General features: G+C 63.2%; 21 protein-coding genes. 6 read left to right on the top strand and 15 right to left on the bottom strand.

What is annotated here, in order from left to right; all coding sequences use genetic code 11:
• The first annotated feature begins 373 nt into the window (after positions 1–373).
• The gene (locus D0T11_RS07605) at positions 374–2,497 is read left to right on the top strand and encodes a heavy metal translocating P-type ATPase (protein WP_119655184.1); all 2,124 of its coding nucleotides are present in this window, start codon (positions 374–376) and stop codon (positions 2,495–2,497) included.
• Here D0T11_RS07605 and D0T11_RS07610 read toward each other — a convergent pair.
• On the bottom strand, positions 2,481–3,545 hold the full coding sequence (locus D0T11_RS07610; RefSeq protein ID WP_147374565.1) for a hypothetical protein: 1,065 nt from the start codon (positions 3,543–3,545) through the stop codon (positions 2,481–2,483). The two genes, D0T11_RS07605 and D0T11_RS07610, sit on opposite strands and share 17 nt — an antisense overlap.
• Before the next feature lie 157 nt (positions 3,546–3,702).
• The gene (locus tag D0T11_RS07615) at positions 3,703–4,857 is read right to left on the bottom strand and encodes a hypothetical protein (RefSeq protein ID WP_119655186.1); all 1,155 of its coding nucleotides are present in this window, start codon (positions 4,855–4,857) and stop codon (positions 3,703–3,705) included.
• A gap of 34 nt (positions 4,858–4,891) precedes the next feature.
• Here D0T11_RS07615 and D0T11_RS07620 point away from each other — a divergent pair, with 34 nt between their 5' ends.
• The 4 genes from D0T11_RS07620 (at position 4,892) to recO (ending at position 9,514) form a co-directional block, all read left to right on the top strand.
• Positions 4,892–5,215 carry a 2Fe-2S iron-sulfur cluster-binding protein gene (locus tag D0T11_RS07620; RefSeq protein WP_119655187.1) on the top strand — a complete coding sequence of 108 codons (324 nt, stop codon included), beginning with the start codon at positions 4,892–4,894 and terminating at the stop codon, positions 5,213–5,215.
• A 243-nt stretch (positions 5,216–5,458) separates the two neighbouring features.
• Positions 5,459–6,061: a thymidine kinase gene (locus D0T11_RS07625; protein WP_119655188.1), complete on the top strand. Its 603-nt coding sequence runs from the start codon at positions 5,459–5,461 to the stop codon at positions 6,059–6,061.
• A 184-nt stretch (positions 6,062–6,245) separates the two neighbouring features.
• Positions 6,246–8,606 (top strand): type IX secretion system anionic LPS delivery protein PorZ, encoded by a 2,361-nt coding sequence (gene porZ, locus D0T11_RS07630; protein ID WP_119655189.1) that lies wholly within the window; start codon positions 6,246–6,248, stop codon positions 8,604–8,606.
• Between the two features lie 191 nt (positions 8,607–8,797).
• Complete coding sequence (recO, locus tag D0T11_RS07635; protein WP_119655190.1) at positions 8,798–9,514, top strand: DNA repair protein RecO; 717 nt, start codon at positions 8,798–8,800, stop codon at positions 9,512–9,514.
• A 171-nt stretch (positions 9,515–9,685) separates the two neighbouring features.
• Here the strand turns inward: recO and D0T11_RS23340 are convergent, their stop codons facing one another.
• The 7 genes from D0T11_RS23340 to D0T11_RS07670 form a co-directional block, all read right to left on the bottom strand.
• Positions 9,686–10,654 (bottom strand): FKBP-type peptidyl-prolyl cis-trans isomerase, encoded by a 969-nt coding sequence (locus tag D0T11_RS23340; protein ID WP_119655191.1) that lies wholly within the window; start codon positions 10,652–10,654, stop codon positions 9,686–9,688.
• 96 nt (positions 10,655–10,750) lie between these two features.
• A complete protein-coding gene (locus D0T11_RS07645) occupies positions 10,751–11,239 on the bottom strand; it encodes an FKBP-type peptidyl-prolyl cis-trans isomerase (RefSeq protein WP_119655192.1) in 489 nt (162 codons plus the stop codon).
• A gap of 8 nt (positions 11,240–11,247) precedes the next feature.
• On the bottom strand, positions 11,248–11,793 hold the full coding sequence (locus D0T11_RS07650) for an FKBP-type peptidyl-prolyl cis-trans isomerase (RefSeq protein ID WP_182888300.1): 546 nt from the start codon (positions 11,791–11,793) through the stop codon (positions 11,248–11,250).
• Between the two features lie 39 nt (positions 11,794–11,832).
• Positions 11,833–12,324, bottom strand: a complete 492-nt coding sequence (locus D0T11_RS07655; RefSeq protein WP_119655194.1) for an FKBP-type peptidyl-prolyl cis-trans isomerase — start codon at positions 12,322–12,324, stop codon at positions 11,833–11,835.
• Between the two features lie 21 nt (positions 12,325–12,345).
• Positions 12,346–12,855 carry an FKBP-type peptidyl-prolyl cis-trans isomerase gene (locus D0T11_RS07660; RefSeq protein ID WP_119655195.1) on the bottom strand — a complete coding sequence of 170 codons (510 nt, stop codon included), beginning with the start codon at positions 12,853–12,855 and terminating at the stop codon, positions 12,346–12,348.
• A gap of 113 nt (positions 12,856–12,968) precedes the next feature.
• A complete protein-coding gene (locus D0T11_RS07665; protein WP_119655196.1) occupies positions 12,969–14,021 on the bottom strand; it encodes an FKBP-type peptidyl-prolyl cis-trans isomerase in 1,053 nt (350 codons plus the stop codon).
• Between the two features lie 51 nt (positions 14,022–14,072).
• A complete protein-coding gene (locus D0T11_RS07670; RefSeq protein ID WP_119655197.1) occupies positions 14,073–15,116 on the bottom strand; it encodes a DHH family phosphoesterase in 1,044 nt (347 codons plus the stop codon).
• Positions 15,117–15,351: 235 nt separating this feature from the next.
• Between D0T11_RS07670 and D0T11_RS07675 the strand changes: the two genes are divergently transcribed.
• Positions 15,352–15,771, top strand: coding sequence for a nucleoside-diphosphate kinase (locus tag D0T11_RS07675; RefSeq protein WP_119655198.1), 420 nt, complete (start codon positions 15,352–15,354; stop codon positions 15,769–15,771).
• 280 nt (positions 15,772–16,051) lie between these two features.
• Here D0T11_RS07675 and D0T11_RS07680 read toward each other — a convergent pair whose 3' ends face one another.
• From D0T11_RS07680 to D0T11_RS07705, 6 genes are all read right to left on the bottom strand, one after another.
• Positions 16,052–17,341 (bottom strand): nucleoside permease, encoded by a 1,290-nt coding sequence (locus D0T11_RS07680; protein ID WP_119655199.1) that lies wholly within the window; start codon positions 17,339–17,341, stop codon positions 16,052–16,054.
• 204 nt (positions 17,342–17,545) lie between these two features.
• The gene (locus tag D0T11_RS07685; protein WP_119655200.1) at positions 17,546–18,655 is read right to left on the bottom strand and encodes an alkene reductase; all 1,110 of its coding nucleotides are present in this window, start codon (positions 18,653–18,655) and stop codon (positions 17,546–17,548) included.
• Between the two features lie 169 nt (positions 18,656–18,824).
• A complete protein-coding gene (locus D0T11_RS07690; RefSeq protein WP_119655201.1) occupies positions 18,825–19,430 on the bottom strand; it encodes a superoxide dismutase in 606 nt (201 codons plus the stop codon).
• 120 nt (positions 19,431–19,550) lie between these two features.
• Positions 19,551–19,997, bottom strand: coding sequence for a nucleoside deaminase (locus D0T11_RS07695; RefSeq protein ID WP_182888301.1), 447 nt, complete (start codon positions 19,995–19,997; stop codon positions 19,551–19,553).
• A gap of 143 nt (positions 19,998–20,140) precedes the next feature.
• On the bottom strand, positions 20,141–20,710 hold the full coding sequence (locus D0T11_RS07700) for a hypothetical protein (protein WP_147374566.1): 570 nt from the start codon (positions 20,708–20,710) through the stop codon (positions 20,141–20,143).
• Between the two features lie 144 nt (positions 20,711–20,854).
• Complete coding sequence (locus tag D0T11_RS07705) at positions 20,855–21,313, bottom strand: T9SS type A sorting domain-containing protein (RefSeq protein WP_119655203.1); 459 nt, start codon at positions 21,311–21,313, stop codon at positions 20,855–20,857.
• Positions 21,314–21,352 lie beyond the last annotated feature (39 nt).

Below are 21,352 nucleotides of genomic sequence, written 5' to 3' on the forward strand. Positions count from 1 at the left end.
TTGTGGAGTATTTTCTGAAAACCTGATAATTCTCCACACGCCAGAGAACTGGCTCCTGGCACCCGGCAAGCCGCCGCAACTACTCCGGGCTGCTGCTGGTGGAGCAGCGCAACAATCCGGCGGCAGTGCTGCGGGGGCGGCGGGCCGCACTGCGGCCGGGCAAGGGGCGCAACGGAGCCCCGGGCTAACGCCCCCCGAAACGGCCGGTAGCGTGGTCCCCAGTGCAGGCTGCGCCGCGAAGCGGGGGCCGACAACGCCGGGAAAACCAGCCGGGAGCAGGAGCGCGGCAATAAGGCAGGCATAACTATTGGCCGCCCGTTTTACGTTCTTCCGGTTATCCGTCGTCTATCCTTCCCCCGAACGCGCTGTTGCTATGCCCGACCCATCCTCCGATAAGCTCAACGAACAACTCCATACGGCCAAGCAGGTAAACCCCGAAAATGTGGGGGCTCTCACCCGCGAGCAGCTTACGCCCGCCGCCGCCGCATCCCCCCAGGGCCACGATGTGCCCGGCCACGACCACGCCCCCACTGACCAGGCCGGCCTGCACGTGGGCCACGACCACGGCCCGCCCCGGCAGATTGACCACAGCGGCCACGACCACGACGGGCACAACCACGGTCCGGCCGGCGACCGGCCCTACCTGGTGCCAGGCATCAGTCTGGCGCTGCTGCTGGGTGGTATCGCGCTGGATTACTTCGGGGCGGGCTTTTTCACGGGCTCCGTGCGGCTGATCTGGTACGCGGTGGCCTACCTGCTGGTGGGCTGGAAGGTGATTCGCTCGGCCGTGCTCAGCATTCCGGGCGGCAACATTTTCAACGAGTTTCTGCTCATGAGCCTGGCCACCATCGGGGCGTTTGCCATTGGCGAGTATGCCGAGGGCGTGGCCGTTATCCTGTTTTACACGGTGGGCGAGCTGTTCCAGGACGCGGCCGTGAACCGGGCCAAGCGCAGCATCCGGGCTTTGCTCGAAATTCAGGCCACCGAAGTAGCCGTGCTCCGCGATGGGCAGCGCCTCGTGCTCGACCCCAAACAGGTAGCGGTAGGCGACGTGATTGAAGTGCGCCCGGGCGAGAAAGTGGCCCTCGACGGCACCCTGCAATCGGAGCGGGCCAGCTTCAACACGGCCGCCCTCACCGGCGAATCGGTGCCCCAGACCAAGCAGCGGGGCGAGCTGGTGCTGGCCGGCATGATCAACCAGGACACGCTGAGCCAGATTACCGTGACGGCCGGCTACCGGGATACCAAGCTGAGCAAGATTCTGGCGATGGTGCAGGACGCGGTGGGCCGCAAGGCCAAAACCCAGCAGTTCATCACCAAATTTGCCCGCATCTACACGCCCATCGTGGTGGCGCTGGCGGTGCTGCTCACCCTGCTGCCCTTCTTCTTCGTGGCTGATTACGTGCTGCGCGACTGGCTGTACCGGGCGCTGGTGTTCCTGGTCATTTCCTGCCCCTGCGCCCTGGTTATCAGCATTCCGCTGGGCTATTTCGGCGGCATCGGGGCGGCCTCGCGGGAAGGCATCCTCTTCAAGGGTTCCAACTTTCTGGACGTGATGCGGGAGCTCGATACCGTGGTGATGGACAAAACCGGCACGCTCACCAAGGGCGTGTTCGCGGTGCAGCAGGTGCAGCCCGCCGCCGGCTTCGAGGCCGCGAAGTTTGTGGCCCTGGCCGCCGCCCTGGAAGCCAAATCCACCCACCCCATTGCCCGGGCCGTGGTGGAGTACGCCGGTCCGGCGGAATCGGCTTTAGCCGTAGCCGACGTGGAGGAAATTGCCGGCCACGGCCTGCGCGGCACGGTGGGCGGCCAGGTGGTGCTGGCTGGCAACGCCAGGCTGCTGCGCCGCTTCGGGGTAGAGTATCCGGCCGTGGTGGACGCGCAGACCGATACCATCGTGGTGGTGGCCGTGAATGGCCGCTACGCCGGCTACCTCACCGTGGCCGACGAAATCAAGCCCGATGCCGCCCTGGCCGTGCGGGCGCTGCGGGCCGAGGGCATCAGCAAGCTGGTGATGCTCTCCGGCGACAAAGACGTGATTGTGCAGCGCGTGGCCCGGGAGCTGACCATCGACGAGGCCCACGGCGGTCTGCTGCCCGAAGACAAGGCCCGCTACGTGCAGCAGTACCTGGCTGAGGGCCGCATCCTGGCCTTCGTGGGCGACGGCGTGAACGACGCGCCCGTGGTGGCCCTGGCCAACGTGGGCATTGCCATGGGCGGCCTGGGTTCCGATGCCACCATCGAAACCGCCGACGTAGTTATCCAGACCGACCACCCGAGCAAGATTGCCACCGCCCGCCGCATTGCCCGCGCCACCCACACGGTTGTCTGGCAGAACATCTGGCTGGCCTTCCTGGTGAAAGCCGTGGTGCTGGCCCTGGGTGCGGGCGGCCTGGCCACCATGTGGGAGGCCGTTTTCGCCGATGTGGGCGTGGCCCTGCTGGCCATTATCAACGCCGTGCGCATCCAGCGCATGAACTTCAGCTTGTCGGAATAGCAGTGCGGCCCGATGCGTCGGGCCGCAGCCAGCCAAAGAGCGGGTCCCGGGTCAGAATCAGGGAGAAGGCCACGGCGAAAACCGGGGCGGCCAGGTAGCCCATGCGGCCCAAATCTCCGGACAGCAGCATGTGCGCGCCCACGATGACGACCAGCCAGCCGCCGGCCCCGCCCAGGGCCGGCAGCCAGTTGCGGCGGGCGGCGGAGGTACGCAGTCCCGCCAAAATCAGCAGGCTGAAGAAGCCGAAAATGCTGAACAGTTCCCCGATTCCTTTCACTGAAAATAGCCGCCGCAGGGAGTAGGTTAGGTTCTCGAAGTGGCCCAGGGCATTGCTGACGCTCTCAATGGCGGTGGCGCCGGCCTGCACGTCAATCCAGTGGCGCAGGGCCAGGGTGGCCGCGCCGCCCACTGCCAGCCCGGCCAGCTGCCAGGGCCAGCGCAACGCGTGGCGGCCGTACCACAGCAGCCAGGGTACCAGCAGCAGCGCCGACTCTTTGGCCGGAAACCCCAGCAGCAGCACCGCCCCCACGGCCGCCGCCGAGCCGCTGCGCGCCCCGTAGAACGCCAGCGCCACCACCAGCAGGTAGAGGCTGTCGACGAGGGGCAGGCCGGCCGTGTACACCGTCCAGCGGCTGGTGAGCACGGCGGCCACGGCCAGGGCCGCCGCCGCCGGAGAAGCGCCGTAGAGCAGGCAGGTGCGGAACAGCACCAGGCCCACGCCGGCCAGCAGCAGGCAGTTCACGACGTAGAATCCCAGCCGGAGCGGCCACTCGCTGGTGGCGCGCTGGGGCCAGATGCGGGCGTACACTTTCTCCAGGGGCCAGGCCACGGCGGCGGCGGCGGCCGGCACCAGCACCCGGTAGCGGCGCGTCACGTTCACGCCCCCAAACTCGCCCCGGGCCAGACTCAGGTAGCTGAGCGTGTCGCGGGAGTGCGTAAAATCATAGTGCAGGTACATCGGGTACGCCGGGCCGGCCACCAGCCCCAGCGCCAGCAGGTACACCAGCAGCCACCGGGGCCAGCGCAAAGAAGGGGCAGCAGGGAGCATGGGCGGTAGCGGGGATGCTGAGAAAACAGAACGTCAGGCAGAGAAAACGTCAGGCAAACAGCACGTCAGGCAAACAGCACGTCATTCCGAGCGGAGCCGAGGAATGACGTGCTGTTTGTACTTCTTCGGTTAAGTACCCCTGCCGCCCGGCTGAGAATCAGCCGTTGAATTTGCGGTCAATCAGGCGGAGCAGCTTGTTGATGTGCTCCTCCTTGCGCACCCACTGGTACTGGGCGGCCAGGTTTTCGCTCACGTACTGCCGGGCCGTTTCGGCATCGGGCAGGGTGTCGAGGTGCTGAATGGCGGCGTGGTACTGCATGTTTTCGCCCCCGAACAGCTCGTTGATGAAGCTGAACCGCTGGTTGATGGAAATAGCTTCCCGCAGCGTTTCTACCTTGGGCGACTTTTCGGCCAGCGTTGCGCCGCGGTCCTGGCGCAGGGTTTCGCTCAGCGAAGGAGCGGCGTGTTCGGCCTTCAGCTTGGCGTAGAGCGGCACTGCTCCGGCCGGTTCCGATTCGGCTACCGGCTGCGGTGCGGCTATCGGGGCCGGCTTCGGGGCTGGAGCCGCAACCGGCACGGGAGCCGGGACCGGAGGAGCCGGCGCGGCTACCGGAGCCGGAGCAGTAGGAGCCGGAGCCGGGGGTATCGGCTCCGTTTTGGGTTTTTCCGGCTCGGCGGGGGCACCGTCGTGCAGCTCCTGCTCCGTGAGCGGCAGCAGCTCGTTGAACTGGGCTACCAGCGGGGCCACCGGCTCCAGCGTCTGCCTGGCGCTTTCCTGGTGCATCCGGAAGCGGCTCACCAGATAGTCGCGGGTTTGCTCCTGGCCGGCGGGCAGCGTGGCCAGGAAGCTCTCGAACACCGCTTTGTTGGTGTCGAGGTAGCGCAGGGCCTCGCCGAGCTGTTCGGGCGTGCGGGGGCCGGCCTCGCCCAGCAGCTTGCCGGCCAGCGTGTCGGCGGGGTCGAGGGCGCCGGCCAGCGTATCGGTAATGGCCTGGGCCAGCAGGGGCTCGTAGGCGGGCCGGCTGAGCCTGATGCGCCGCGACAGCACGTTCATGAACTGAGTGAGGGCTTGCCGGACGTCGGCATCCTCGAAATCGAAGTACGTGCTGCGCAGCTGGGCCATTTCGGCGGTCCACTTGCTCAGCAGCTGCTGCACCACGAACAGGTTCACCTGCCGGATGGGGGTGAAGCGCAGTACCGCCGGCCCGTCGAGGGTAGTGGTGGGGCGGGCCCCGAAATACTGGTCGCAGAGCAGTGCCGCCAGCAGGCGGCCGTATTGTTCACGCTGGGCGTGGCTATATTTGGTCTTCATTGAAAGCCTGGTTCAAGGGGCAATTTAGGGAAAGATGCCCACTCTCATTATCGAAAATATGGGCGGCGCGGCCATTGCGGTGCCGGCCGGGGCCACGTTGCTGGCCGCCATCCAGGCGGCGGGCCACGACTGGCAGCACGCCTGCGGAGCCCGGGGCCGGTGCGTGACGTGCCGGGTGCGGGTGCGCGCCGGGCTGGCCCTGCTAACGCCGCCCACCGAAGCCGAGTTGCGCTACCGCGCCGCCGGCCGCCTCCGCCCCGAGGAGCGTCTGACCTGCCAAACCCGCCTGCCCGCCGGCCAGGTAACCGCCCGCGTGCCCCGGGCCACCCAGCTCCCGCACGTGCAGTACGGGGAATGAGTGACTCGGTGAATGAGTGAATGAGCAGGCCCTGGTAATGGCCCCAGCCGTAAAAACGGGTTCCGGCCAGGGCAGGAGCGGCATATTTTGCGCGACGCATATCCGTCTGACATTGTGGGTGGTAGGGCGACGAGCCGGAATTTGGTTCGGGCAAGCCGGAGTAAAACCGTAATTTCGGCTACGCTGATGACCGGCTGACTCTCCCCTGAGCCACTCATTCACTCATTCACTCATTCGCCGATTGTGTTTATTGAACCCCGCGTTGGTACGGGTCCGGGTGCGCTGCGCCGGGGCTGGATTGAAGTTGTGTGCGGCTCCATGTTTTCGGGCAAAACCGAGGAGTTGATTCGCCGCCTCAACCGGGCCAAAATTGCCCGACAGCGGGTCGAAATCTTCAAGCCCGCCCTCGATACCCGCTACCACGTGGAAGATGTGGTGTCGCACAACCGCAACAGCATCCGCTCCACGCCCGTGCCGGTGGCCCAGGAAATCCTGCTGCTGGCCACCGGCTGCAACGTGGTGGGTATTGATGAAGCCCAGTTCTTCGACGAATCCCTGGTCGAAGTGTGCGTGCAGCTGGCCAACCGGGGCTCCCGCGTCATCGTGGCCGGCCTCGACATGGACTTCCTGGGCCAGCCCTTCGGCCCCATGCCGGCCCTGATGGCCGTGGCCGAATTCGTGACCAAAGTGCACGCCATCTGCGTGTGCTGCGGCGAGCTGGCCTCCTACTCCTTCCGCATGACGGCCTCGGCCGATAAAATCCTGCTCGGCGAAACCGATGCCTACGAAGCCCGCTGCCGCGTCTGCTTCCAGGAAGGCATGAAAGGCAAGGCGGTGAAAGGATAGCTGAACTGTCATTCCGACGAAGGAGGAATCTGGGGGAATGACATCGAACGGTTTCGTTCAACAATTTCCCCGGATTCCTCCTTCGTCGGCATGACAGTTTACCCCTTCACCCCCCCCCCCGCMCCAAAGCCCGGGCGGAGGCGTTATCTTGCCAGTCTATCTACCGCGCCGTTCGTTTCACTCGATGATTTCACTCCTCCGCCTGCGTTACGGGGCCGCTTTGCTGGCCTTGCTGCTGCTGACCATCGGGGCCCAGGCCCAATCTGCGGCCGGTTACGGCGACTGGCAGTTGCACCTGCCCACCAACCAGGCCAAGGCCCTGGCCGAGGCCGATGACCGGGTGTACGTGGCGGCCGAGGACGCTTTCTTCTACTTCGACAAAACGCTCAACACCACCCGCCTGCTTTCCCGCCGCGACGGCCTGAGCGACGTGGGCGTGAGCGGCCTGGCCTACGACTCGGTGGGCCAGCAGCTGCTGGTGGTGTACCAGAGCACCAACCTGGATCTGCTGCGCCGCCAGGACGGTAAAATCGTCAACCTCGCCGACATTGCCCGCAAGGAAATCAACGGTGCCAAAACCATCAACCAGGTCCAGATCAGTGGGCGGCGGGCCTACCTGGCGGCCAGCTTCGGCATTGTGGTGGTCGATCTGGACCGGCTCGAAATCCGGGATTCCTACACCAACATTGGCCCGGGCGGCACGGTAGTGCAGGTATTTGCCACGGCCGTGGCCAACGGTATCCTGTTCGCGGCTACCTCCAATGGGCTGATGCGCGCCGCCCTCAACGGCAACCCCCTCGACTACCGCAACTGGACCACCGACCTGCCCGCCCGCCCCGGCAACCCCTACCGCACCCTGGCCGTGCAGGACGGGCGCGTGGTGGCCGGCATCAACGGCGACCGGCTGTACGCCTACGTGGCGGGCACGGGCTGGCGGGCCTTCGCCGGCAACGCGCCGGCCGGCGTGGAGTTCCGGCAGCTCACGCCTTCCCGGGCCGGGCTGCTCATCACCGACAACCGCCAGACTACGGTGTTCAACGTAACGACGGGCGTTGCCGGACTGACGCTGAACCCGGCCCTGCTGGTGAACCCGCAGGCGGCCCTGCGCGCCCGCGACGGCCGCTACTACCTGGCCGACTACACCAACGGCTTGCTGCGCACCACTGCCAATGGCCAGGCGGCGGAGCAGTTTCTGAGCAACGCGCCCGCCTCGGCCCAGGCCTTCAGCGTGCTGGCCGATGCCCGCACCAATACGGTGAACGTGTTCACGGGCGGTTTCACCGACCGCTACGTGCAGCGGGGCTTCCTGCGGGGCTTCTTCGAGTACAAGCAAGGGCAGTGGACCAACTTCACGCCGGCCACCCAGCCCAACCGCAGCCAGTACCCCAACCCCCAGGACCTGACCCGGGGTGCCCGCACGCCCGATGGCACCCTGTACGTGGGCAGCTACGGCAACGGCCTGCTGGAGTGGAAGGGCCTGGGCGAGTTCCGCCTGTTCAACCCCACCAGCAACCTGCCCAACCCGCTGCGCAGCGCCATTGCCGCCCCCGACTTCACCCGCGTGACCGACGTAACCACCGACGCCGAGGGCCACGTGTGGGTGGTGAACCGCCACCAGGTGGCCGGGCAGTCGGGCCTGTTCGTGTTCGACCCCGCCGCCAACAGCTGGCGCATCATTGATTACTTCGCGGGCAGCGAAAACCTCGACCGGATCGTGCTCGATGGGGTGGGCGGCGTGTGGGTGTCCCGGGCCCGGGCCGGGGGCAGCGGGCTGGGCATGGTGGCCTACCAGCCCGAAACCCGCGTCGCCCGCTATTACACGCAGGCGGCCGGGGCCGAAAGCTTCGCTTCCGACATCAACGAAATCTACGACGTAGTAAAGGACCGGTTGGGCGACATCTGGGTGGCCACCATCAAGGGGCCGGCCTTTTTTAGTGACCCGGGCAGCGCCTTCGATTCCAATCAGGGCCTCTCGTTCCGGCTGCCCTACGTGCGCCGGGGCGTGGGCACGGGCTTCCCGACGCTGTTCAACGAAAAAATCAGCGCCATTGCCGTGGATGGGGGCAACCGCAAGTGGTTCGGCACCGACCGGGGCCTGTGGCTTTTCAGCGACGATGCCTCGGAGGAGTTGCTGCACTTCACCACCGCCAACAGCCCGCTGCCCTCCAACCGCATCGTGGACGTGGAGGTGAACGACAAAACCGGCGAGGTCTTCGTGGTGACGGACGCGGGCGTGGTCAGCTACCGGGGCGACGCGTCCGTGACGGAGGGCAAGGCCAGCTGCGCCAAAGTATTCCCGAACCCCGTGCGGCCCAATTTTGCCGGTCCGGTGGGCATTTCGGGCCTGGCCAACAATGCGCCGGTCAAAATCACGGATGTCACTGGCAAGCTCGTCTTCCAGACCCGGTCCAACGGCGGCACCGTCACCTGGAACCTGACCGATTACAATGGCCGCCGGGTGAGCTCGGGCGTGTACCTGGTGCTGTCGTCGGATGCCGACGGCAAAAACGGCTGCGTGAGCAAAGTAGCCGTCCTGGGGAACTAGCGAGTTGGGCCGTCTGGAGGTCGGGACGTTGGCTCACCTGCTGCCAACCGTACCCCGGCTGGCGGTTGTCAAGCAGCACGTATCATGTGCAAGCCGTAGGCGACGAGAGAAAGCCCGTTGGTTTTTCTGCGAAGCGGCCAGCTGTTCACTTTCCAACGTAAAAACGTCTCAACTTTCTAACCAGCCAACCCATGCTCATCAAAACCCGGGGCATCGTGCTCAGCCACATCCGGTACCGTGAAACCAGCATCATCACGCGCGTTTATACCGAGCGGCTGGGGTTGCAGAGCTACCTGGTGAACGGGGTGCGCAAGGCCAAGCCGCCGGGTCGTATTGCCCTGTTTCAGCCCCTCACGCTGCTGGATCTGGTGGCCTACACTTCCCGCAACGGGGGCCTCACGCGCCTCTCGGAGTTCCGGTGCTCCGAGCCCTTCCGCACCCTGCCCTACGACGTGCGCAAGAGCAGCATCGGCCTGTTTCTGTCGGAGATACTCAGCCGGGTGCTGCTGGAAGAGGAGGAGAACGAGCCGCTGTTCTCGTTTCTGCACGATTCCCTGCGGGCCTTCGACCAACAGGCGGAGGGCTTCGAGAATTTTGCCCTGATTTTCCTGCTCCAGCTCAGCCACTACCTGGGCTTCGGCCCCGAAACCGGCGCTGAAATTACCTCCCAGGTGGCTTTCGCTACCGATGTGCCCGGGGCCGCCGCCGCACCTACCGCCCTGCGGTTTCAGGAGTTCGAGGATTACTTCGACAACCTGATGCGCACCCCCGCCACGGCCATCGTGCCCAACGGCCGCATCCGCCGCGAATTGCTCGGCATCCTCATCCGTTACTACCAGCTGCACGTGGAGCGCCTCGGCGACATCCGCTCCCTGGCGGTGCTATCGGAAGTGCTGGCCGAGCTGTAAGATGGGTTGTTGGTGGGTGGTTGTTGGAAAAGGAACGTCATCCTGACGAAGGAAGGATCCTTTCACGATTGAACGAGCCGTTGGGCTGGCTTTTTCAACCTGAAAGGATCCTTCCTTCGTCAGGATGACGTTCCTTTTTCAAAAAATACCCACCACCCACCAATAACCTACTCACTTCACCTCCACCAGCTCCACGTCGAAGCGCAGGATGCTGTTGGCGGGGATGTCGGGGCCGGGGGCGCGGGGGCCGTAGGCTAGGGCGGAGGGAATGAGCAGGATAGCCTTGCTGCCTTTCGTGAGTTGGGCAATGCCCTCATCCCAGCCGGCAATAACCTGGCGCTGGCCGAGCGGAAACTCGATGGGCTGGTTGCCGTGCCGGGCCGAGGAATCGAACTCCTTGCCTTCAAGCAGCTTACCGCTGTAGCGCACGGCTACCGTCTGGCCGGCTTGTGGCTTGGCTCCGGTGCCGGTTTTGGTTACGGCGTAGTACACGCCCAGGGGCGTTTTGAGCACTTTGAGCTTGTTCTGCTTGGCGTAGGCCAGAATGCGGGCCTCGTCCTGGCGGGCCAGTTCGGCTACTTTCTGAGCCGCCGCCGCCTGGGCCTGGGCCGCCTGCTGCGCCAGTTCCTGCTGCACCTGGTCGGGCGTCTGCACTTTTTCGGCCTTGGCCAGCACCGTGAGGGTAGGGCCGGCTTTGCGGATGAAGCCGGGCACGGGCTGCTGAAACGACTTGCGGAACACCGTGTCCAAGTTCAGGCGGAACACGCCGGAGTCGCCGGGCTGGAGCAGGGCCAGCGCTTCCTCCACCGCCCCCCGCTGCGCCCGCCGGATACTGTCGAGCGGGACGCGCACGGGCTGGTTGCCGTTCTGGCGGCGCGAGTGCATGAGCACCGAATCCTGGGCGGTGCGGAATTGCAGGTGCAGGGTCAGGATCTGGCCCACGCGCCCGGCATACGAGGCGTCGCCGGTGGGGGGCAGCGCCGGTTGCAGCACGTAGCGGCCGTTCTGGGGGCGGTAAATCCGGTACTCCAGCCCGGAGCGCAGGCGGTTGAAGGGAACCGGCTCACCCTGAAACGAGCACAAACCGATAATGCCGACCAAGGCCGGGACTATAAAACGCAGGCGGGCAACAACAGACATAAGGCAACGTGAGTGAGCGGCCCAAGATACGGCACTTTCGGGGCTGGGGCCGGTCCAGCAAAACGGCCCGCCCGGACAGGTGCCGGTGGGCCGTGGTTATTTCACTTTCAGAATCTCCAGCTCGAAAATAAGGTCGGCGTTGGGCGGAATCAGGTACTTCTTCTCCGTCTCGTCATCCGGGTCGGGGCGGCCCTTGGCCCCGTAGGCCAGGTCGGCCGGAATCCAGACCCTGGCCCGGCTGCCCTCGGGCAGTAACAGCAGCGCCTCATCGAACCCGGCAATCACGCTCTGGCGACCAGCCCGCACTTTCAGCGGGCCACCCTGCTGCACTGAGGTGTCGAACAGGTGGCCGTCGGCAGCCAGAAAGCCGGTGTAGTGGACTACTACCCGGCTGCCGGGCTGGGCCCGGGGGCCGGTGCCCACCTGCCGGATCGTGTAGCGCAACCCCGAAGGCGTGGTGGTGGCTCGTTGCAGCAGGCTGTCGGCCGGTGGTGGTACGGCCGTGGTGAGCGTGCGCTGTGCCCAGCCCGCCAGCGGCAGGCTGCTCAGCACCAAAAACAGACCACCCGTTACCACGTACCGCATCACCAGGGCTATTGAACGTCCAGAATTTCCATATCGAACAACAGCGGCGTGTAGGCTGGAATGGCGCCTGATGATTGCCCCTGGTAGGCCAGGGACGAGGGGATGAGGATCAGTTTCCGGTCGCCTTTGCGCATTTGCAGCGTGGCAGTGCTCCAGCCGGTAATCAGGCCGGAGTTTGGCCCGTTCACGAAGCTGAGGCAGCCGCAGGCCGTGCGGTTGTTGCTGGAGGCATCAAATACCTGCCCATCCAGCGCCTCACTGATAAACCTGCCCACGTAGTTCACCTTCACCGTCTGGCCGGCTACGATGAGCGGGTTGGTCGTCGCGCCATCCGTAACGGGCACCAGGTAAATGCCCGATTCCAGGCGCTGCGCGTTCGTGATGGCGTGGCGGGTGAGGTAAGCCTGAATGGCGGTTTCGTCGCGCTGCTTCTGGGCTTCGTCAAATTCGCGCTGCTGCTTAACGAAGGAGGACTCTTTGTTGCAGCTGGTCAGGGTCGGCGTGGCCCCCAGGCCCAGGGCCAGCAGGGAGAGGATCAGGGAGAATCTTTTCATCATCGGGAAAGGAGGCCGCCAGCAGCGACGCCCGTAAAATTACTTAATATCCACTACCTCCACCTCGAAGCGGAGCACGGCGTTAGGAGGGATGGCGCCCCTGCCGGACGCGCCATAGGCCAGGCCCGAGGGTATGAGCAGTGTGCCCTTGCTGCCTTTGTTGAACAGCTTGAACGCCTCATCCCAGCCCGCAATAACGCTGCCATTGCCCAACTGGAAGGGAAAGCCCAGGGTAGTGAGGTTACTGTCGAACACCTTTCCGTCCAGCGTAGTGCCGGTATACAAAACTTTCACGATCTGCCCATCCAGGGCATTCGCGCCGGTGCCGGGCCGGGTAATGGCTACGTACAGGCCCGACTCCCGGCGCTGAAAGCCCGTGAGGCTGTTATCCCGGATGTAGGCCGCAATGGTGGCTTCATCCTGGGCGGCCTGGGCGGCCTGGGCGGGGGAAGTATCTTTCTCTTCATCCTTCTTGCAGGAGCTCAGCAGGGCCAGCAGAAAAAGAAAAACCAGGGGCAGAGAGTGTTTCATCGCAAAAAAGCAAAAGGGGTATTACTTGATGTCGGTTACCTCCACATCGAAGCGGAGCACCGAGTGAGGGGCAATCGGCCCGACGCCCTTCGCGCCGTAAGCCAGCTCGGAGGGAATGAGCAGGATGGCTTTGCTGCCCTTGTTGAGCAGGGCAAACCCCTGGTCCCAGCCCGTAATAACCTGCCCCCGGCCCAGGATGAAGTCCAGGGGAGCGTTGCCGCGGTTGGCGGTCGAGTCGAACACCTTGCCGTCCAGGGTAAGGCCGGTGTACTTGGCCGATACCGTCTGGCCGGCTTTGGCTACGTCGCCGGTGCCGACCTGAGTGATGGCCACGTACAGGCCCGAGGGCTGTTGCTGGAAGCCGGGCAGGTTGTTGTCCTTGATGTAGGCCGTGATGATGGTCTCGTCGCGGGCGGGGTAGTCGGTCGTATCCGTGTCCTCCTTCTGGCAGGCCGAAAAGAGCACGGTCAGCAGCAGCAGCAGCGTTGCCAGACTAGCGGGCAACCGGAAGGGGGGAAGTGAGCGGAGCATAAGCGCGAAAAACTGGGGGAAAAGAAAAACCGGGTTACCCCGAAGAGACAAAAGCCCCCGGCCAGGTTGCACCGGACCGGGGGCTTAGGAGTTAACGGAACTGCGGCCCGGACTTATTTGCCCTGCTGCTGCTGCATAGCCTCAATCTGGCGACGGATATCGGCTTCGTTCATCTGGCCCCCGGCCGGCTGGGCGGGCGCGTTCTTGATGTCGACCAGCTCCACGTCGAAGCGCAGGATAGCATCGGCCGGGATATCGGCTCCGGCCCCGCGCTGCCCGTAGGCCAGCGACGAAGGCACCAGCAGCATCCCCTTAGCACCCTTCGTGAACTGGGCAATGCCCTTATCCCAGCCCGGAATCACCTGGCCCTGGCCCAACGGGAAGTCGAAGGGCTTGTTGCCCATCTTGGCCGAGGAATCGAACTCCTTGCCGTTTTCGAGCAGGGTGCCTTTGTAGAGCACCGATACCACCTGGCCCGCTTTGGGCTTCACGCTGGAGCCGGCGTTGGTAATCACGTAGTACACGCCCGACTCGTCCTTGGTGGCCTTCAGGTTGTTCTTCTTGATGTATTCCTGAATGACTACGTCATCCTTCTTGAGCTGGTCGGCGGCGTGGGCCTCCGTTTTCTGCTGCTGCTCCACCTGGGCCTTCTGCACGTCGGCCATGGCTTCCTCGCGGCTCTGCACCTTGTCCACTTTCACAAACATGGTCATGGTTTTGCCGGCTTTGCTCATGAAAGGCGGCACCGGCTGGCGGAACGACTTGGCAAAGATGGTATCCACGTTGAAGCGGAACACGGCCGAGTCGCCGGGCTGGAGCAGGCTGATGGCTTCTTCGAGGCCGCCTTTCTGGGCTTTCCGTACGGTATCGAGCGGCACGCGCACCGGGAATCCCATCTGCTGCTTGCGCGAGTTGAACAGAATCGAGTCCTTGCCGGTGCGGTACTCCACGTGCAGGGCCATGATTTTGCCGATGCGGTCCTTGTAGGTCGCGTCGCCGTCGGCGCTTACGTCGCGGGCGTCGTACTTGCCGGCGCTGGTGCTCTTGAAAATCTTGTATTCAATCCCCGAGGGTGTCTTGCCGAATTCGCCGCCTTTGTTGCAGGAGGCCAGACCCAGAATGCCGGCTACCAGGGCCAGGCTCAGAAAGTTGCGTTGGAGGAACATGAAGGGGGTTAGGAGGTTAAGACACGGAAAGAGCGGCCAAGTTACACCGAATTATACCGTTGGCGGCACGGCGGCCAGCGGCGCGGCTACTAATTGGGCCTGGTATTCGGGCAGCAGACCCAGGAAACGCGTCACGGTGGCGTCCAGCGAGTCGTGGCTGATGCCGCCGGCCGCGTTGTGGTGGCCGCCGCCGCTGAAGTTGCGGCGCGAGAACTCGCTGACCGAGAAGCTGCCCACCGAGCGGAAGGAAATCTTGACGGCCTGGGAGCGGTCGATGAGGATGGCGGCAAACACGATGCCCTCAATGCTGAGCGCGAAGTTCACCAGGCCTTCCGTATCACCGGTTTTGGAGTGGTACTGGCGCAGCTCCTCGGCCGTAATGGCAATGTAGGCCGTGTTGTATTCGCGCAGTACCGTGAGCTTGTCCTTGAGCACGAAGCCCAGGAAGCGCAGCCGCTCCTCGGAGTGCGAATCGTAGATGCGCCGGTGCACATCGGAGAGGTTGATGCCGGCGCTGAGCAGTTCGGCAATAATGAGGTGCACGTTGCGCGAAGTGCTGGGGTGGCGGAACGAGCCCGTATCGGTCATGATGCCCGCGTAGAGGCACTCCCCGATGCCGGTATCAATCAGGTCCTGGTCGCCCAGGTCGCGGATGACTTCGAACACCAGCTCGGCCGTGGCCGCTGCTTTGGGGTTGGAGAAGTCGAGCTGGGCAAAATCCTCGGGCTCCTGGTGGTGGTCGATGAGCACCTTGGTGCCGCCCGCCGCCCGCACGTACTCGCCCAGCTCGCTGATGCGGTTGAGGCAGGAGAAATCGAGGCAGAACAGCACCTCGGCCCGGCGGATGATGTCGCGGACCTGGGCGTCGTTCTGGCGGGGCTCGTACACCACTACTTCGTCGTTGCCGGGCATCCAGGCCAGAAAGTCGGGGTAGTCGGAGGGCGTCACTACCGTCACGCTGTGGCCCTTCTTGCGCAGGTAGCCGGCCAGGCCCAGCGAAGAGCCCAGCGCGTCGGCGTCGGGCTTGTGGTGGGTGGTGATAAAAATCTGTCGGGGCTGGGCCAGCAGCTCCTTCAACTCAACTATTGTGGACATTGCCTACGGGGTAGGTGACTGAATGTAGGCTGGTTAGGCCGGGTACAAGGGCGGCAAAATTCGGAAATATTCCGCTCTCCAACAAACCCGCTTCCGGAAAGGTGCGCAAGGTACGGGAATGTGAGTTGCCAGCCCTTCAACCAACAACTAAGCACCACCAGCACATTCAACTAATTCCCGCTACTTTTGCGGCCGCAAACTCCGCGCAATTTCACTTCAACTAATATACTGCCCAATGGCCACGAACCGCACGTTCACGATGATTAAGCCCGATGCTACCCAGGACAACCACATTGGTGGCATCCTGAGCATGATTGAAGCAGGTGGCTTCCGCATCGTTGCCCTGAAAAAAGTACAGCTGACGGCCGAGCGCGCCGGCAAATTCTACGAAGTACACAGCGAGCGTCCCTTCTACAACGACCTGGTGTCGTACATGTCGTCGGGTCCTATTGTAGCCGCCATCCTGGAGAAGGACAACGCCGTGGCGGATTTCCGCACCCTGATTGGCGCTACCAACCCCGCCCAGGCCGCCGAAGGCACCATCCGGAAGAAGTATGCCAAGAGCATCGAAGCCAACGCCGTGCACGGTTCCGATTCCGACGAGAACGCCCAGATTGAAGGCGACTTCTACTTCTCGGCCGACGAGCAGTTCTAGGTTTCCGGAGCTGTTAGCCAGCAGGGCAAACGCATGAACAGGAAGCCCTGGCGTTTCTGATGAGTGAGGGTACTTTTGCGCAATCCATTCTTAGGCTCGCTCCTTCCTGAAGGGCCTTCAAACGCGGCAAATGTATTCGACGATTTGTTCATGCGTTTGCCCTGGTTAGCCAGCAGCTTTCCGGTCTGAACCAAAAAAGAACCCGCCGTGCACCAGCACGGCGGGTTCTTTTTTGAAATGAGGATGAGTACTGAAAAAGCTAACAGCCAGCAGCTCAGCACTAAGCTTGCTCGATGCTGAGCAGGGGTTCCACTTCCTCTACATGGTCGGCTACCAGCTGGGGGTTGTGCTTGTGCTTGAAGAGGATGACGAACAGCACGGCAATGATGAGGGCGTAGGCCGCGAAAGCCAGCCAGATGCTGTGCCAGTCCTTCACGCCGTTGGCAGCGGTGAAGTAGCGCTCAATCACGATGCCGCTCACGGAGCTGCCCAGCACCGCACCGAAGCCGTTGGTCATCATCATGAACAGGCCCTGGGCGCTGGCCCGGATGGAGGAAGCCGTCTGGGTTTCCACGAACAGCGAGCCCGAGATGTTGAAGAAGTCGAAGGCCATGCCGTACACGATGCAGGACATAATGATCATCCAAAGGCCCGAGCCCGGGTCGCCGTAGGCAAACAGGCCAAAGCGCAGCACCCAGGCCACCATGCTGAAAAACATGACCTGCTTGATACCGAAGCGGCGCAGAAAGAACGGAATAGCCAGAATGAAGAGCGTTTCCGAAATCTGGGAGATGGACATGATGATGGCCGGATAGCGCACGGCCAGGGTGCCCTGGTAAGCCGGATTCTGGTCGAAATCGTGCAGGAAGGTGTCGCCGTAGGCGTTGGTGAGCTGCAAGGCCGCGCCTAGTAGCAGGGCGAACAGGAAGAAAACGAGCATTTTGGGGTCGCGCAGCAGGGCAAACGACTTCAGGCCCAGCACATCCACCAACGAGCGACTTGGGGTGTCGCGGGCAGTGGGGGGGCACTTGGGCAGCGTGAAGGAGTAGAAGCCCAGCAGGAAGGCCGCGCCGGCCGCGATGTAGAACTGGCTGGCCGACTTCTCGAAGCCCAGCAAACTCACCGTCCACATGGCCACGATGAAGCCGATGGTGCCCCACACCCGGATGGGCGGGTAATCCTTCACCACATCGAGCCCCTCGCGCTTGAGCACCGAATACGACACGGCAATGGACAGGGCCAGCGTGGGCATATAGAAAATCATGTTCAGCAGAATCACCCAGAAGAAGGTGCTGGGGTCGGCCACCATCGGAATGGTGCACAGCACCACGCCGCCCAGAATATGCAGCACCCCGTAGAGCTTCTCGGCATTGATCCACTTATCGGCCACGATGCCCATGAGCGAGGGCATGAAGATGGAGGCAATGCCCATGGTGGAGAAAATGGCCCCGAACTCGGACCCCGACCACTGCTTGGTCTGGAACCAGTAGGCCCCGATGGTAATCAGCCACGAGCCCCAGATAAAAAACTGTAAAAAGCTCAGAATAATGAGACGCAGCTTGGTGCTCATGCGGGTTCGGGTTGAGAAAAGTGGGGGGAACACAATTGGGACCCTAAAGATAGAGAAATCTAGCGGGCGAAATAGGTGCTTAGTTGAGTTTCCGCCCCCCTCACACCGTGCCGAAAATGAGCAGAAGCCCGATGCGTAAACGCAAAACGCCCCCCGGCCAGACTGACCGGGGGGCGGTGATACCGGCGGCGTGGGCCGCCGCGGTTACGCCTGAACCGAAGTTTCGGCCAGGGCCGGGTAATCGGTGTAGCCTTGGTGGAAACCCTCGGGGCCGGGGGCGTAGAACGTGCTTTCGTCGCCTTTGGCCAGGGGGACCTGCTGCTCAAAACGAGCCGCCAGATCGGGGTTACTAATGTAGTCGCGGCCGAAGGCCACGAGGTCGGCGCGGCCTTTTTGCAGCTCGGCCTGGGCCTGCTCGGCGTTGTATTCGCCGCACAGGATGAGCGTGTTGGTAAACTTGGCGCGGAGGCCGTCGATGGTGGCGACGCACTTGGCGGCTACCTCCGGGCTCTGCTGGTTGATGAGGTGCAGGTAGACCAGATCGAGCTTTTGTAGTTCGGTGGCCAGGTGCTCATACAGCGCGTCGATGTCGTCGTAGAGGGCCATATCGTTGAACGTGCTCCAGGGCGAGAGGCGGATACCGGTGCGCTCGGCCCCGATGGCGGCGGCCGTGGCCTCGGCTACTTCCAGCACGAAGCGGGCGCGGTTTTCCAGGCTGCCCCCGTACTCGTCGGTGCGCTGGTTGGAGTGGGGATTCAGGAACTGTTCGAGCAGGTAGCCGTTGGCAGCGTGCAGCTCCACACCATCAAAACCGGCCTCGATGGCCAGCTTGGCGGCCTGCACGAAATCCTGGACCAGTGCCTTTACTTCGGCCGTGGTCAGGGCGCGGGGCGTGGGCTGGGGCTGCATCTGCTGCTGGTCGGTCCACATGTCGCCGGCGGCGGCAATGGCCGAAGGGGCCACCATTTCGGTGCCCTCGGGCATGTTCAGGGGGTGCGATACCCGGCCGGTGTGCATAAACTGCACGAAAATCCGGCCCTCCTGGGCGTGCACGGCGTCGGTTACCAGTTTCCAGCCGGCTACCTGCTCTTGGTTGAACAGGCCGGGAATGCGGGCGTAGCCCAGGCCGTTGGCGGAGGGCGAAGTGCCTTCGGTGATGATGAGGCCGGCCGTGGCCCGCTGGGCGTAGTACTCGGCCATCAGCGGGCCGGGCACGTTGGCCAGCGCGCGGGCGCGCGTCATGGGGGCCATGGCGAGGTGGTTGCGGAGGGTAAGCGGGCCGAGTGGGGCCGAAGAAAGAAGGGTAGCAGACATGAGTCGGAGTGAATTAAATTCTGTGTAGGTACACGAACTGGGGTAAAGCCTTCCGCCCCGCAAAATGTTTCGCCCCGAAGGCAGTTGCCCCGGCCAACAGGTGCCAGTAAACAGCAAAAAGCCCCCATCTTATCCAGACGGAGGCTTTTTGAATGTGAAAATCGGCAGGCTAAGCCGCCTGGAAGCGCTTGTTCACTTCCGCCCAGTTGATGAGGTTAAAGAAGGCAGCAATATAGTCGGGACGCTTGTTCTGGTACTTGAGGTAGTAAGCGTGCTCCCACACATCGAGGCCCAGCACGGGAGTGCCTTTGCAGCCGGTGTCGGGCATCAGCGGGTTGTCCTGGTTGGGCGTGGAGCAAATCTGCACCGATCCATCGGCCTGCTTGCAGAGCCAGGCCCAGCCGGAGCCGAAGCGGGTGGCAGCGGCCTTGGCGAATTCTTCCTTGAACTTCTCATAGCTGCCGAACGACTCGGTGATGGCCTCGCCCACGGCTCCGGTGGCCTCGCCGCCGCCGTTGGGGCCGAGTACCGTCCAGAACAGCGAATGGTTGAAGTGGCCACCGCCATTGTTGCGCACCGCCGCCGGAGCCGAGGCAATATTTTGCATCAGGTCCTCGAGGCTCTTGCCTTCCAGCTCGGTGCCGGCTACGGCATTGTTAAGGTTGGTAACGTAGGCCTGGTGGTGTTTGCTATGGTGAATCTCCATGGTCTGGGCATCAATATGCGGTTCCAGGGCGGAGTAGTCGTAGGGCAGTTGGGGCAGTTCGAAAGCCATAGTAGAAAGGGTTGATTGGTGAATGAGGGAGAGAGACAGGGCGTCGGTAAGCCTCAGGCCTCCCGACTATATACAACCGCCGCAGCCGGTGCAGGGTTACGGTAGCCGCCTAAAAGTAGCCTATTTCCGCTTCTGGGCGAAGAACTCCCGCATCAGCTCCTCGCTCTCGGGGGCCAGAATCCCGCTGACTACCTCGGCCCTGGGGTGCAGCAGGCGGCCGTGGCGGCGGTAGCCGAATTTGGGCTCGGCCGCGCCGTATACCACCCGCCGCACCTGGGCCCAGGCGCTGGCTCCGGCGCACATCACGCAGGGCTCCACCGTTACGTAGAGGGTGCAGTCGTGCAGGTATTTGTTGCCGAGGTGGTTGGCGGCGGCCGTCAGGGCCAGCATTTCGGCGTGGGCCGTCACGTCCTGGAGCTTCTCGGTCTGGTTGTAGGCCCGGGCGATGATGCGCTTGTCGAGCACCACCACGGCCCCAATCGGAATTTCGTCCTCCTCAAATGCGTAGCGCGCCTGCTTGAGCGCCTCCCGCATATACTGCTCGTCGGAATACAGGGAAAGGGTCATTCGGCAGGGGTTGGAAAGTGGGCAAGTCTAGAAGTTAGAAAGTTAAAAGACCGTCATAGTGAGCTTGTCGAAGCATGACGGTCTTTGAATTCGGGCTGCTCTTCAACTTCCCGACTTTCTGACTTCCCAACTTATAAACTCCGTCACTTCAACACCACGCTGCTCATAATTTCGCGGGCCGTGGGCTGCCACTGGGCCTGCTCATCGGCAGGCGCATCGAAGGTAAACACGTAGAGCTGGTCGCCCTCAATGGCATACTGCACGAACTGATACTTGCGGATGGGGGCCAGTGTGCCGCCGCGGCGGTTGTCGGTTACGCTCGACACGAATTCGAGTACCACGAAGTCGCGCTTGTTGATGGTCTGGATGTCTTCGCGCAGGAACTTCACCTTGCCGTACATATTCTGAATGCTGGCCTTGTAAATCTTGAGCAGCAGGGCATAGTCGCGGTTGCTGAAGGTGGTGGGTTTCTGGGCCACGCTCATATCCACGCGGCCGTTGAGGCTGGTGAACACGGCCAGCGGCCGGCGCTGGGCGGGGTATTTGGCCGCAATGCCGTCGTCGGGCAGGGCCGCGAAACCTTCGGGTACCCCAATCGTGAGGTTCTTGGCTACAGTAGTCTTCCTGAGCTTGGGGCCGTCGGCGAAAGCAACCAGGGCGGCCAGCAACAGCAACAGCGGGGCGAAGCGGAAAAAGCGGAAAGCAGCGGACATGGCAGATAGCAGGGTAAACAGGAAACGAAACCGGCCCGAAAAGCAGCCGGCAGAAAACACAAAGCTCCGAAGTCAGAACGACTCCGGAGCCGAAAACCGGGTTGCCCACCCGAAAAGCCGGGCTGAAGCCGCCGGCCCGGGAGCCTAGCGCCGCTTTTTGCGGCTGGTGGTGGCTACCGAGGGGTATTTGATCATCACCTTCTTCCAGTACACATAGTTGCCGGTTTTGGCCTCTACCAGGTACGTGCCGGCCGGAATGCGGCCCAGGTCCACGGGCTCACCGGTGTTGTTCTGCGGGTCCAGCTCGGTGCTGTACACTGCCTGCTTCTTGTAGTTGGTAACGGTGAGCGTGCCGGGTTTGGTGAACTGCTGGGTGAAGCTGAGCATGATGCTCTTGCCCCCCGAAGCCGGGAAAACATCAATGCCCGACAGCGTTTCCACGCGCTTGATGGGGCCGTTGAGCACGATGGGCTCCACGTCGCTCTTGGCCTTTACCTCGGTGCCGTCGGCAGCTTTGGTTTTAGTCTTGATTTTGGTCTGGGCCTGAGCGGCCGAGAAGGAGAGCAGCGTGGCGGAGAGGGCGAGTAGAACGGAACGTTTCATATCGAAGGAAGAAGGCAGAAAGTCAGGAAAAAAATCGGT

Origin of the sequence: Hymenobacter rubripertinctus (assembly GCF_003583925.1) — a bacterium.
GTDB lineage: Bacteria > Bacteroidota > Bacteroidia > Cytophagales > Hymenobacteraceae > Hymenobacter > Hymenobacter rubripertinctus.